This is a genomic window from Streptomyces sp. NPDC051104 (assembly GCF_040682835.1).
GTDB classification, from domain to species: Bacteria; Actinomycetota; Actinomycetes; order Streptomycetales; family Streptomycetaceae; genus Streptomyces; species Streptomyces cynarae.
Genome location: NZ_JBFBBS010000028.1, coordinates 14,218 through 26,470 on the forward strand (window position 1 = coordinate 14,218; position 12,253 = coordinate 26,470).

General features: G+C 69.7%; 11 protein-coding genes and 6 pseudogenes. 9 read left to right on the forward strand and 8 right to left on the reverse strand.

The window, feature by feature from the left end; genetic code table 11:
- Positions 1 to 715 precede the first annotated feature (715 nt).
- Together AB0N14_RS28825 and AB0N14_RS28830 are read left to right on the forward strand one after the other, a co-directional pair.
- Positions 716 to 2,324: pseudogene (locus tag AB0N14_RS28825) on the forward strand (tannase/feruloyl esterase family alpha/beta hydrolase).
- A gap of 48 nt (positions 2,325 to 2,372) precedes the next feature.
- On the forward strand, positions 2,373 to 2,963 hold the full coding sequence (locus tag AB0N14_RS28830) for a DUF308 domain-containing protein (RefSeq protein WP_366028637.1): 591 nt from the start codon (positions 2,373 to 2,375) through the stop codon (positions 2,961 to 2,963).
- Positions 2,964 to 3,081: 118 nt separating this feature from the next.
- Here the strand turns inward: AB0N14_RS28830 and AB0N14_RS28835 are convergent, their stop codons facing one another.
- The 4 genes from AB0N14_RS28835 to AB0N14_RS28850 form a co-directional block, all read right to left on the reverse strand.
- Positions 3,082 to 3,243: a hypothetical protein gene (locus tag AB0N14_RS28835; protein ID WP_366028638.1), complete on the reverse strand. Its 162-nt coding sequence runs from the start codon at positions 3,241 to 3,243 to the stop codon at positions 3,082 to 3,084.
- 478 nt (positions 3,244 to 3,721) lie between these two features.
- A complete protein-coding gene (locus AB0N14_RS28840; protein ID WP_366028639.1) occupies positions 3,722 to 4,576 on the reverse strand; it encodes a Bax inhibitor-1/YccA family protein in 855 nt (284 codons plus the stop codon).
- Positions 4,577 to 4,754: 178 nt separating this feature from the next.
- Positions 4,755 to 5,222 carry an SsgA family sporulation/cell division regulator gene (locus AB0N14_RS28845; protein WP_366028640.1) on the reverse strand — a complete coding sequence of 156 codons (468 nt, stop codon included), beginning with the start codon at positions 5,220 to 5,222 and terminating at the stop codon, positions 4,755 to 4,757.
- A gap of 387 nt (positions 5,223 to 5,609) precedes the next feature.
- Positions 5,610 to 6,038 carry a hypothetical protein gene (locus AB0N14_RS28850; RefSeq protein ID WP_366028641.1) on the reverse strand — a complete coding sequence of 143 codons (429 nt, stop codon included), beginning with the start codon at positions 6,036 to 6,038 and terminating at the stop codon, positions 5,610 to 5,612.
- Positions 6,039 to 6,202: 164 nt separating this feature from the next.
- Here AB0N14_RS28850 and AB0N14_RS28855 point away from each other — a divergent pair.
- Positions 6,203 to 6,451 (forward strand): annotated as a pseudogene (locus AB0N14_RS28855) (ABATE domain-containing protein); the annotation flags it as partial.
- A gap of 185 nt (positions 6,452 to 6,636) precedes the next feature.
- A complete protein-coding gene (locus AB0N14_RS28860) occupies positions 6,637 to 6,696 on the forward strand; it encodes a hypothetical protein (RefSeq protein ID WP_366028705.1) in 60 nt (19 codons plus the stop codon).
- Between the two features lie 79 nt (positions 6,697 to 6,775).
- On the opposite strand, the gene AB0N14_RS28865 is transcribed toward AB0N14_RS28860, so the two are convergent.
- Together AB0N14_RS28865 and AB0N14_RS28870 are read right to left on the reverse strand one after the other, a co-directional pair.
- Positions 6,776 to 6,904, reverse strand: coding sequence for a hypothetical protein (locus AB0N14_RS28865; protein WP_366028710.1), 129 nt, complete (start codon positions 6,902 to 6,904; stop codon positions 6,776 to 6,778).
- A 245-nt stretch (positions 6,905 to 7,149) separates the two neighbouring features.
- Positions 7,150 to 7,464: pseudogene (locus AB0N14_RS28870) on the reverse strand (RidA family protein); the annotation flags it as partial.
- A gap of 32 nt (positions 7,465 to 7,496) precedes the next feature.
- Between AB0N14_RS28870 and AB0N14_RS28875 the strand changes: the two are divergent.
- Both AB0N14_RS28875 and AB0N14_RS28880 read left to right on the forward strand, forming a co-directional pair.
- A pseudogene (locus AB0N14_RS28875) lies at positions 7,497 to 7,610 on the forward strand (winged helix-turn-helix transcriptional regulator); the annotation flags it as partial.
- Positions 7,611 to 7,638: 28 nt separating this feature from the next.
- Positions 7,639 to 7,737 (forward strand): annotated as a pseudogene (locus tag AB0N14_RS28880) (IS5/IS1182 family transposase); the annotation flags it as partial.
- A 54-nt stretch (positions 7,738 to 7,791) separates the two neighbouring features.
- Here the strand turns inward: AB0N14_RS28880 and AB0N14_RS28885 are convergent.
- Complete coding sequence (locus AB0N14_RS28885) at positions 7,792 to 8,487, reverse strand: SDR family oxidoreductase (RefSeq protein WP_366028642.1); 696 nt, start codon at positions 8,485 to 8,487, stop codon at positions 7,792 to 7,794.
- 133 nt (positions 8,488 to 8,620) lie between these two features.
- On the opposite strand from AB0N14_RS28885, the pseudogene AB0N14_RS28890 reads away from it, so the two are divergent.
- From AB0N14_RS28890 to AB0N14_RS28900, 3 genes and pseudogenes are all read left to right on the forward strand, one after another.
- Positions 8,621 to 9,671: pseudogene (locus tag AB0N14_RS28890) on the forward strand (helix-turn-helix domain-containing protein); the annotation flags it as partial.
- A 523-nt stretch (positions 9,672 to 10,194) separates the two neighbouring features.
- Positions 10,195 to 10,623, forward strand: a complete 429-nt coding sequence (locus AB0N14_RS28895) for a heme-binding protein (protein ID WP_366028643.1) — start codon at positions 10,195 to 10,197, stop codon at positions 10,621 to 10,623.
- A 64-nt stretch (positions 10,624 to 10,687) separates the two neighbouring features.
- Positions 10,688 to 11,482, forward strand: a complete 795-nt coding sequence (locus tag AB0N14_RS28900; protein ID WP_366028706.1) for an SDR family oxidoreductase — start codon at positions 10,688 to 10,690, stop codon at positions 11,480 to 11,482.
- A gap of 276 nt (positions 11,483 to 11,758) precedes the next feature.
- On the opposite strand, the gene AB0N14_RS28905 is transcribed toward AB0N14_RS28900, so the two are convergent.
- Positions 11,759 to 12,184: a hypothetical protein gene (locus AB0N14_RS28905; protein WP_366028644.1), complete on the reverse strand. Its 426-nt coding sequence runs from the start codon at positions 12,182 to 12,184 to the stop codon at positions 11,759 to 11,761.
- Positions 12,185 to 12,253: the final 69 nt, after the last annotated feature.

Genomic DNA, 12,253 nt, shown 5'->3' on the forward strand with positions numbered 1-12,253 from the left:
CAGGCCCGCGGCTTCGTGCCCGAGCACCTGTGCGACTGGAGGCTGGAGGACCTGTCGACCGACCGCGTCCTCATCACCTCGGAACTGGTGACCAACGCCCTCATCCATGCAGGCGACGACATGGACTTGCGGCTGCGGGCGTCCGTGGACCGCGTCCGCCTGGAGGTGGGGGACTCCGACACCGACCCGCCCATGCCTGCCGCCTGCCCGCTCACCGACGAGGCAGCGCGCGGGCCGAGCACGGCCGCGGCCTGTTCCCGGTCGACGCGCCGGCGGACAACGTGGCACACCTCCCCGAACGGCCGGGCAAGACCGTCTGGCTGGAGACGCGCATCTCCGGGGCGGCCCCGAACCCCGCCGCATGACCTAACACGTTCGTCACCGTCCTCGGCCGGGGCCCGTGGACGCGGACCGTCAACTGACTGTTGTCGTGTGCTCGGCGTGCGTCCAGAGTGGGAGCCGGTCGGGCGGCGTCCGGCCACTGGCTCAGCTGAGGTTGAAACACACCCTTCCGTCACCGTCTTAACGGGTGATAGGGTTCGGATCAGTCTTCGGCGGACCCGAGGCTGCCTCGGGTCGCACACCCAGGTCGGGGAGGCGTGCGCGCGGACGTCGTCCGCGGTGAGACCGCCGCCCCAGCCACTGTCCTGCTCATCCGCCGTACACATGTGTCGTCGCGCGAGCGGGCGCACACCTACTTCTTGGATGGATACCCATGAGACGACGACTTCTGACTGTCCTCGCGGCCGGTGTACCTGCCGACCGCGTCGGCGGAACCCCGGAACTCCGCCTCCACGCCGCTCAATTGCGACACGGTGTCGGTGAAGGCCCCGGCCGGCACCGAGGTGGAGTCCGTGACGGCGGTCCGCCATGGGGGCGGCACCATCCAGGGCACCGGGGTCCTGCAGGGCACGGTCACCGACGTCCCGGCCTTCTGCGAGGTCACGGTCACCCTCACCCGCCCGGGCGACGGCGACCACGCCAAGGTGCGGACCTGGCTGCCCGTCAGCGGGTGGAACGGCCGGTTCCAGGGGCTCGGGGGCGCCGCCTACCTCGCCGGGGACAACAATGTCGGTCTGGCCACCGCGGTCAAGAACGGTTACGCGGCGACCACCACGGACGCCGGCGTCGGCGACGCCCTCGACACCAGCTGGGCACTGAACAGCAAGGGGCAGGTCAACACCGCCCTGCTGAACAACTTCGCCTCCCGCTCCCAGCACGAGGCGGCGGTCGTCGGCAAGGAGGTCGTCGACGGGGTCTACGGCAAGCGTGCCGCCTACTCCTACTTCACCGACTGCTCCACCGGCGGGCGCCAGGGCTACATGGAGGCCCAGCGCTACCCGACCGACTACGACGGCATCCTCGCCGACGCGCCCGCGATCAACTGGGATGAGTTCGAGGTCGCCACCCTGTGGCCCCAGGTGGTGATGAACAACGAGAAGACCTACCCGACCCCCTGCGAGTTCAAGGCCTTCACCGACGCCGCCGTCAAGGCCTGCGACTCGCTCGACGGCGTCAAGGACGGCCTGGTCAACGACGCTTCGCGCTGCGACTTCGACCCGCGCCGGCTGATCGGCACCAAGGTCGTGTGCAACGGCGAGGAACTGACCATCACGGTGGCCGACGCGGCCGTGGTACGCAGGATCTGGGACGGTCCGCGCACGCCGTCGGGCGAGAAGCTGTGGTCCGGCGTCCCGATCGGGGCCAACCTGGCGGCTCTGGCGGGTTTTTCCGATCCCGACGCCGACGGGAACGTCAAGGGAGCACCATTCCAGGTGCCCGCCGAGTGGGTCAGGCTGTGGGTGGCGAAGGACCCGTCCCTCGACATCTCGGAGATCACCTACGGCCGTTTCGCGCAGCTGTTCAAGCAGTCCGAGGCCGAGTACGACAAGGTCATCGGCACGGACGACCCGGACCTGTCCGCCTTCCGCAAGTCGGGCGGCAAGCTGCTGACCTGGCACGGCCAGGCCGACCAGTACATCCCCACCCAGGGCACCGTGCAGTACCGCAAGCAGGTCGAGCGGGAGATGGGCGGCTCCAAGCGGGTCGACGACTTCTACCGTCTCTTCCTCGCCCCGAACACCAACCACTGCGGCCTCAACGGCCTCAACGGCCTTGACGGCTCGGCCGACGGCCTCGCCGCGCTGACCGCCTGGGTCGAGCACGGCAAGGCGCCCAAGACGCTGCCCGCCACCCTGATCGACGCAGACGGTCAGACGGTCACCCGCGACCTGTGCAGCTACCCGTCGGTGTCCCGCTACAAGGGCCACGGCGACACGGCTGCCGCCTCCAGCTTCCGTTGCGTCTCCCCGTCCCGGCACTGACCGGCCGGGCCGCCGGCGACTTCCCGACCTGAGAAAGGCCGAACCATCATGAGCACGCAGACAGCGACGCCTTCGAGCCCGGCGACGACGGGCGAGCGCAACTCCCTGCTGAGGCTGTACCTGGGCCGCGGCGTCCTCGCCGTGGCGTGGGCCCTGACGTTCGCCGGAGCCCACGAGCACGTCGACGCCGTGGCGATCACGCTGCTGGTCGTCTATCCGCTGATCGACGCGGTGTCCTCGCTGATCGACTATCGTGCCACCCCCGACGGTTACGAGCGCCGGGTCACCGCGCTCAACGGGGTGCTCAGCACGCTGGCCGCCATCGCGGTCGGCATCGCCGGCGTGGGCGGCGAGGCCCCGGTGCTCCATGTGTTCGGTGCCTGGGCCGTCATCTCCGGTGCCGCCCAGGTGATCGTCGGACTGCGGCGGCGCGGCCCCGAGCTGGGCAAGCAGTGGCCGACCCTGATCTCGGGCGGGCTGTCGTTCGTCGTCGGCATCTTCTACAACATCCAGGCCGCGGGCGACAATCCCTCGCTCGACGTGCTGTCGGTGTACGCCACCGGCGGCGGGGTGTGGTTCATCCTCCAGGCCCTGCTGCTGTGCTGGAAGTCCCGGCAGCTCCGCACCAGGACCGTCTGACCCCGGATCCCCTTCCGGTGCCGTCCCGGCCCGCGCCCCGAGGCGCGGGCCGGAATTTTCGTGTTGTAAGGGCGGGACTTGGACCGTCGGGCGACGCGGTAACGCATCGGAAGGGACGTCACACCGCGGATGATGCCGGACCCGTCCAGTCCAACCAGTCCACCACTACGGCGAGTTCAAGTTCGGCGTTGCGGGAGAGCAGGGCGCACAGGGCGATGGTGGTCTCCGGCAGGGCCGGCGGGGCACCGAGACAGTGGTGTATGCCGTGCCGGAAGGCCATGTGGCGGGCACTCGGCAGGTCACGTCGGGAACGGTGCGGTCGGTGTCCTCGCCTGCGGGGCGCAGTGCCCGGCCGATCCGAGGGCGACGGCGATGCCGCCTCGGGGATGCGCACCCCGCCCAGTTCGAGATCATCCGCCGCGTAGCGGCTCGTCGCACGCTCGACGGACGTGTGGTAGCGCAGGAACTTATGGGGCCGAGCTTCCGCAGCTGGGCGTACGGTCAGGGGCGTCCGCCTTGAAGGCCGGATCCAGGTCCACTCTGCCGTCCTCATACGGGCACTGCTCGTGGGAGCTCATGGGACGTCTCTCCCGTTCTGGCGGTCTCGTGGGGTCCGGGGGTGCCCGGGCGGCGCACGCTCGGGCCGTCGTCATGGGAACCTGCCCGATCCGGTGCGGAGTTCAGGACCGCCCGGTACGGGGGTCCGCACACGCCACAGGGGCATGCGCACCGCGCATGCCCCTGTGGCGTCGGAGAACTCAGTTGTCGCTGTTGAAGATCGTCAGCACGCGCAGCACCTCGAGGTAGATCCACACGAGCGTCGTGGTGAGCCCGAAGGCGGCCAGCCAGGCCTCCTCGCGCGGGGCGCCGTAGGCGACGGCGTCCTCGACCTGCTTGAGGTTCAGGGCGAGGAAGGCCGCACCGAGCAGTATGCCGATGACACCGAAGACGATGCCGAGGCCGCCGCTGTGGAAGCCGAGGCCGTTGCCCGCGCCGAAGACGGAGAAGACGGAGTCGGCGACCAGCAGCAGAAGGAAGCCGGTCGCGGCGGCGGCGAGGAACCCGGCGAACCTCTGGGTGACCCGGATCCAGCGCATCCGGTACGCGATGAGCACGCCCGCGGCCACGGCGAAGGTGCCGAGCACCGCCTGAACGACCACACCCGGGGCGATGTACGTCGAGACCGTGCTGGAGAGCACGCCCAGGAATACACCCTCGAACGCCGCGTACCCGAGGATCAGCGCCGGAGACGGCGTCCGCTTGAACGCCTGGACCATGGACAGGACGAACGCGACGAGGGCGGCGCCCACGGCCAGGCCATAGGACCGGCCGATGTTCGCCTCGTCGACGGGCAGCACGAGCCAGGACAGCACCGTCGCCAGGGCCACGGTGCCGAGGGTCGTCGCGGTGCGGACGATGACGTCGTCCGTGGTCACCGCAGTGGAGCCGGCGCGCAGGCCGGTGTCGGCGGGGGAGGCGTAGGGGTTGGTCCGGTAGTCGCCGGCCGGGCTGCCGTCGACCGTGGCGCCCACCGGCTCGCGGTGATACCCGCCCGCCGGGCCTGCGTCACGGGTGGCGCCCCAGCAGGAGAAGATCGGGTTGCTGGTCCTCACGTCATTCCTCCTCGTCCGCCGCACTCGCGGCTTGCCGCACAGCGTTGTCGTCGGGCGCCCGTGGCGGCACACGTGTGCCCATGAACATTCACCGGGCCGACGACGGCAACCCTGTGCGTCACCACTTTGATAGGTGACGTAATGGGAAGCAAGTCCCGCCCGCTCGCCGGACAGGCGGTCATTCGGACGGCGCTGCCGGTTCGTCGAGCAGTTCCCTGAGGAACCCGTCCCGGTTCAGGCCGTCCATCTCCGCCTCGGCCGAGACGATCCGGTAGGTGGCGTCGAGCCACTCCGTCAGCGGCGCGGTGGGCAGTTCGAACAGGGCCTCCACCTCCTCGGACTCCAGAAGCAGCCACGACGAGGGCCGCTCTCCGGGCAGGGTCGGCCACATCCGCACGTCGCCGCACCCGCTCATCGACGTCACTCCGCGGTGCAGGAGTTCACGGCCGATGTGCCAGATGAGATTGGGCCCCCGTTCCGCCAGGAACTCGACCGTGATCACCGCGGGCGTGTCCGGGTCGAAGCGGAACTTCGCCCGCATCGGCAGCCGGGTGAATTCGTCGAGCATCTGGTCGAGGCCGAGCAACAGCGACGGCACGAGCTCGGGCGCCGAACGCGGCCGCAGTGGTGACTGATCACGATGCATGGCAGGAGTTCCCCTCCGTGGGACGAAGTCTGCGTCCACCACTCTTCGCCAGGGGGCGGGACCCGCACATCGGTCAGTTGACGGTCGAAGCACAGGCCCGAACGGGGCAGTTGACGGAACGCCCGCGCCGGTGCGTGGCCTCCGCGCGGCTTGCGTCGACGCAAAGGCGGCGCCGGGACGTGTCCTACGGACTTCGGGGGATGTGACGTAAGTCAATTGTCTGCCGGTGCCGGTGCCGGTGCCGGTGATGAAAGCGGCGAGCGGCCGGTGCCGCACGGCGCGCCCACCGAGGCCGTCACCCCGCACCCACGGCCGGCGACCGGCCCTTCGTGCGGCTCGCCGTCTCCGGCTCGCGGCTGCCGCTTCCAGCGGTCGGTCAGGGATGGCTCACTTGGCCTGCAGGGGTCCCGCGAAGGACTTGCGCAGGGACGGGGGAGCGGCGAGGGGGAGCAGTGCGGCGAGCATCTTTCCCTTGAGCGTGCTCGGCTGCCGCGTCAGCTCGATGTCGACCCGGGTGCCGTCGGCCTCGGGGGTCATGCGGAAGACCCAGCCGCCGCCGCCTCCGAAGAGCTTGGAGTCGAGGGTGGTGATGGTGACCGTGTCACCGCCCGGTTCCCACTCGTAACGCGCGCGCTCCCAGGCGGCGGCGGTGCCCTCGGTGACCTCGGCCCAGGTGTCACCGAGGTCGTGGACCTCGAAGTGTTCGGTGTCGATCGTGGGCCAGGCCTCGGCGCGGGAAGGGCCGAAGTCGGTCAGCACCCCCAGCACGTCCTTAGGGCTGAGCGTGGAGACGAAATGGAACCGTACGATTGCCATGGGTCTTCCTCACCAAAAGTAACTGCTCTGACCGGTGACGAGACGTTCCCACGTATCCGCGTCACCTGTCAAGGCGGTTGCTCTGAGGAGGGGGGTGGCCAGTCACCAGCCAGGAGGTCCATGTGAGACATGTGTTTCCGTGCGGCACGATCGCCTTCGACTTCGTGGGCCCCTTGCAGGCGCGTCGAGGACCGGCTCCCGACGAGCGGATCGGCTCCCCGGAGTTGCTCGACTCCTGGTTCGTGCAGGCCGGGCTCCTCGACGAGGAGCCCGGATGCGACGAGGCCGACCTGCGCGCGGCCCTGGAACGGCGGGAGGCGATCTACTTACCGGTCCGGGCCCGTCTCGACGGTGTCCCCCTCCCCGCCGGGGCGGTCACCGCGGCGAACCGGCGGGCCGCCGGACCCCCGGTGGCGACGCGCCTGGGGCCCCAGCGAGCCGTCACGGTACGCCTCCCAGGCCCTGACCGACCTCGCCCGCGAGGCGGTCGAGGTCATCGCGGGCTGCGAAGCGGCGCTGTTGCGCGAGTGCGGACACCCCGACTGCACACAGGTCTACCTCGATCGCTCCCGGGGGCCGCCGGCGGGAGTGGTGCGCCATGCGAACCTGCGGGAACCGCGTCAGGGCAGCGGCTCTGCGGGCGCGCCGCCGCCGGTGAAACAGCCGTGTGCCCCGGACGCCGTGCACATGTACCCGTGCGGGCGGTTCCCTCGTCACGGGACCACCCCCCACAGCCTTCAGACCCGGTTCTCGGCCTGGAACATCCAGCTCCGCTTCTCCAGTTCGGCGGTCAGGCGCTCGTCATCGCCGGCCACGAGACCACGGTCAACCTCCTGGGCAACGCCGTACTGCCCCTCCTCCAGCACCCCGACCAGGTGCGGTTGTAGCGGGACGACCCAGGGCTCCTGCCCAACGCGATCGAGGAGTTCCTGCGTTACGACACCTCCGTCGAGCGCACGACGAACCGGTACGCGGCCGAGGACCTGGAACTGGGCGGGGTGCGGATCCCCCGGGGCGGCGTCGTCGCCGTGGCCGCCGCCAACGCGCGATGGACGAAGGCTGGCGCGGTGAGGTCGAAGGGCCGGCCGCTTCGGCGCTCAGTGGCACGTGTTCAGTCGAGGACTGCGGTGGCTTCTATCTCGACCAGATGCTCGGGCACGTCCAGCGCCGCGACGCCGATCAGCGTGGTCGGCGGCACCGGAGTGACCCCCTGCTTCGCGGCGGCCCGGGAGATTCCCTCCATGAGCGGGGGCATCTTGTCGGCAGTCCAGTCGGCGACGTGGAAGGTCAGTTTGGCGACGTCGTCGAAGGAACCGCCGGCCTCGCCCAGTGCGGTGGCGATGTTGAGGTGGCACCGCTCAACCTGCGCAGCGAGGTCATCCTCGCCGACCGTGACCCCTTCCGCGTCCCAGGCGACCTGCCCGGCGAAGACCGTAGGAGAGTGTGCGTTGAAGCCGGGTCGAGGGCATCAGCCACAAGATGCTCACCAGGAACCTGCGCATACTGGAGCGCGACGGCCTCGCCGAGCGGACCGCCCACCCCAGCGTCCCGCCCCGCGTCGAGTACACCCTTGCTGGAACATACGGAGCCGAGGCCGCCGATGCTGACCGAACCGCTCTGGGACCAATTCGCCGCGCTGTTGCCTGAGCGGCCGGCTTACGCCCCGCCCCGTCCGTTGGGCTGCGACCACCGACCTCGACGCCGCCGCAGACGCGGACGTCGTCATCGAGTCAACGCATCAGCGACCGGATCGCTACCAGACGACCGGGCCGGTCCTGTCGAAGAAGCCGCCGGTCGGGCCGTCGGCGCCGATCGAGGCCATGCGGACGATGATCTCCGCGCCCTCCTCGATGGTTTGTGTGCCCGTGTGACCGTTGAGGTCGGTGGCGGTGTAGCCGGGGTCGACGGCGTTGAACCGGATGGCGGGGAAAGCCTTGGCGTACTGCGCGGTGATCATGACCAGCGCGGTCTTGGAGGAGTTGTAGTCCAGCGCCGTTACGTGGAACTCCACCCGGCTGGGGTCGGAGGTTGCCGCCAGCGAGCCCAGACCGCTGCCGACGTTGACGACGACCGGGGCGTTGCTTGCTTCCAGCAGTGGCAGGAAGGCGTGCGTGACGCGCACGACGCCGAAGACGTTCGTGTCGTACGTGGTCACCATGTCGGCCCCCGTGACCTCGCCGACCGACTTACGCGCACCCACGATCCCGGCGTTGTTGACCAGGACGTCGAGGCCGCCGGCGTCCGCGCGGACGAATTCGGCGGCAGCCTTGACGGAATCCTCGTCGGTGACGTCGAGCCGAACGAACCGGGCGCCGAGCCTCTCGGCCGCCTCCCGGCCTCGGTGTGCGTCGCGTGCCCCGACGTAGACGGTGTGCCCGGCCTCGATCAGGCGGCGGGCGGCCTCGAAGCCCAGGCCCTTGTTCGCTCCAGTGATCAATGTGGTGGTCATGTGTGCACTCCGTGCTCGGTGGGGTGGTGACGCCTCCACCCTCCCCCCGCAGCGCAGGGACAGGCAGTGCCCGCCTCAGCCACTGGACTGGCAGTACCAGGCTGTCCGGGCAGGGCAGCGCGATACTGGGACGATGAGTGAATCCAGGGAACTGGGCAGAGCCCTGCACGGCTGGCGGGACCGGATCGCCCCCGCAACCGTCGGACTGCCCACGGGCGGAGTACGTCGGGCCGCCGGGCTGCGCCGCGAGGAACTGGCACAGCTCGCCAACCTGTCGGTGGACTACATCACCCGCCTTGAACAGGGCCGGGCCACCTCCCCGTCGGCGCAGGTCCTCTCCGTGCTGGCCCGCGCCCTGCGGCTGTCGGCAGCCGAGCGCGAATACCTGATATCTCCTCGCGGGCCAGCCGGCGCCAGGCCCCGGGCAGCTGTCCGCGTACATCCCACCAGGGGTCCGAAGGCTGCTCGACCAACTGGACGGCTCACCGCTGAGCGTGCATGACGCCGCATGGAACCTGATTCTGTGGAACCCGTTGTGGGCTGCCGTGTTCGGAGACGCATGCGCGCTGCACGGACGCGAGCGCAACATCGTCTGGCGGCACTTCGCCGGCCTGCCCAGCCGGGTCAGCCACACCCCCGAGCAGGAGGCCCGGTTCGAGGCGGCCGTGGTCGCCGATCTCAGGGCGGCGACCGCCCGCTACCCGGCCGATGCCGGCCTGCGCTCCATGATCAAGGACCTGCGGAGTGTCAGCACCGACTTCGCACGCCTGTGGGACACGGGCATCGTGGGCGTCCACGAGTCGGACACCAAGACCGTCCATCACCCTGGCATCGGCACATTCACCGTCGACTGTGACGTGCTCATTGCTCCCGGCAGCGATCTGCGGATCGTCGCCCATACCGCCGCTCCCGGCAGCGACGCCGCCGACCGGCTCAGGCTCCTCAACGTCATCGGCACCCAGGCCATGACCGAAGACAGAACCCCGTGATCGAAGCTGGGCGTCACGGTCTCGGGCATCCAGGTCGGCTCGAACGGCGCGCAGTTCGCTGAAGTGGGACGCCTGCTCGACGCGAGCACGGTTCGCGCCGCGATCGACAGCACGTTTCCGCTTGCGGATGCCCGGGCGGCGCGCGAACGCGCTGCCCGAGGGCATATCCAGGGCAAGATCGTACTCACGGTCGCTCAGGGACGTCGTCGCCTGCGTCTTCGCTCTGGCGGCTCTTGCGGAACGGGCGCGTCAGCGCTGTCTCCGCCGCGCCGGAGCAGGCAACCGGCACCTTGACGACCGCCGCGAATTCCCGCAGTAGTCATCGGCCGACGTCTGTGTCCGCCTCCGGCTACGCGTACGTCGTCGACACTGGTGCAGCGCGTGGAGCAGGGCCTTCGCGCCCACGCCGACGGGGCTCTGGCCGATGACGCCGCCGTCTTCGCCATGCAGTGCGCCTTCACGGCGCATACGGGGCTTCACGTCGGCGACTTGACCCACGGCGATGGTGTTCGTGCGCGCCTGGCGAGTGGCGGCGCGAGGTGATTGCGTTGGCTCATAAGAGGCGTTTGAAATAACCAGCGTGTGCAATTAATGTGGGCGCGAAGGGCGGCCGGTCCGCACCGCTGCCGAATGCGGCGAGGGCACGGCCACCTGTCGCGATCCGTTCGTTCCCTGCGGGCAGTCGGGCCCGTCAAGCACCATCTGGAGACCGTTCCTCATGACCATCCCTGCCACCGCCGTCGCTCCGCTCACGGTCGGCGACGCCGAGTTCCTGATCGACACGGCGCGCTCGGCCGCCGAAACTGCCGGTGTCCCCGTTGCCGTCACCGTCCTCGACGCAGGCGGCCACATGCTCGCCTTCCGACGAGACGACCGGGCCGTTCTCATCGCAGGCGAGACCAGCACGCGGAAGGCGTACACCGCTCTGCAGCTGAACGCTCCCACGGCCGATCTGGTCGACGCCGTCCAGCCCGGCGGCCTCTTCCACACCCTGCCGACCGCCCTCGACCGCCCGTTGCTGTTCATCGCCGGCGGAGTGCCCGTCCACCGTGACGGCCGGCTGATCGGAGCTCTCGGCGTCGGCGGCGGAGCTCCGGAACAGGACCACTCCTTCGCCGATGCGGCCGTCCAGGCGCTGAAGGCCTGAACTTCTCACGTCGAGGTGCCGGTACGGGTACCTGTACGGGACCACACATGAAAGGGCTGGGATGATGCAGATCGATCTGAAAGGCCGCACGGCACTGGTCACCGGCTCCACACAGGGCATCGGCGCGGCGATCGCCGCCGGTCTGGCTCGTGCCGGGGCCCGGGTGGGCGTCAACGGCCGTACCCCGCAGCGCGTGGACGACAGCATCGCCCAATTGGCACAGGAGGTGCCCGGGGCGGAGCTGGTCCCGGTCGCGGCGGATGTGACAAGCGAGGAGGGTGCTCGCCAGGCCGCGGAAGTCCTGCCGCAGGTGGACATCCTCGTCAACAACCTGGGCATCTTCGGCGCCGAGGATCCTCTGAAGATCACCGACGAACAGTGGCGGCACTACTTCGAGGTGAACGTACTGGCCGCCGTACGCTTGACTCGCCTGTACCTCCCGGGCATGACCGAGCGGGGGTGGGGGCGCATCCAGTACATCGCCAGCGACTCGGCGGTCGCCATTCCCGCGGAAATGATCCACTACGGCATGTCGAAGACCGCGCTGCTCGCGGTGGGCCGGGGCTTCGCCAAACAGGCCGCCGGCACGGGCGTCACGGTGAACTCCGTGATCGCCGGGCCCACCCACACCGGAGGCGTCGAGGACTTCGTCTACAAACTCGTCGACCGCGACCTGCCTTGGGAGGAAGCCCAGCGTGTCTTCATGCGCGAGCACCGGCCGCAGTCGCTGCTGCAGCGCCTGATCGAGCCGGAGGAGATCGCCAACATGGTGGTCTACCTCAGCTCCGACCAGGCCTCGGCCACCACCGGTGGCGCACTTCGGGTGGACGGCGGATACGTAGACTCCATCCTGCCGTGAGCGAACCTGACGGAGGTGCGGGAAACGGCGTCCGGCGGCGTCTCCGGCCGAGGGGTGCGGACGCGGACGGAGGCGGTCAAGCGCCCCTCATCGGCCCGCGCCATCTACTGCGAAGCCGGTCCGCACGGCGGACAACGCTTGGTGGTCTGACCGGCCGGGGCGCAGCCGCTGCGCCCCGGCCGCCCCTGGCTTGCCGCCCCCGGCATCCGGCAGTGCCCTCCCCTGCAGACGCTGGGCGGGCGATGTCCTTCAGCTTCAACGGCCGACACCGCGCGGTCAATGCGCCTTGACCCGGAGCGTGGCAGAGGTGGCGGAGGAGGGGCTGAGCAGTCGCTGTTCGCGTGAGAGCAGTGAGGCGTCCAACATGACCTGCCCCTCATGGACGGGGTTGGGCTGGGTGGCGTTGAACCTGACGTGAAAGGTGAATGAGCTGCTTGTGTGCGGACCGAGGGACAGTGCGGTCTGTTGGGGCCGCGAGAGGAAGTCCATGCCAGTTCCCTCTGTCACATACTGGACGCTGTCCCATGTTCCGGTCGCGGGACGCCATTCCTGCAAAGTGCCCTGCGGCGCCTCGCCTGTCGGGGTGTCGACGCAGGAGCAGTGACCCATCGACACCACCAGCGAGGTATCGGCATGGGTGGTCAGGTTGGGGTTGGCAATGGCCACGGTGAAATGCAGGGCCTTGCCCCCGGGGGCGAGCACGGCATCCGAGGGGAGGCCGCGGGGAACGGAGCTGATCGACCAGGCCGTCCCAGTGGCCTGAGCCAGAGA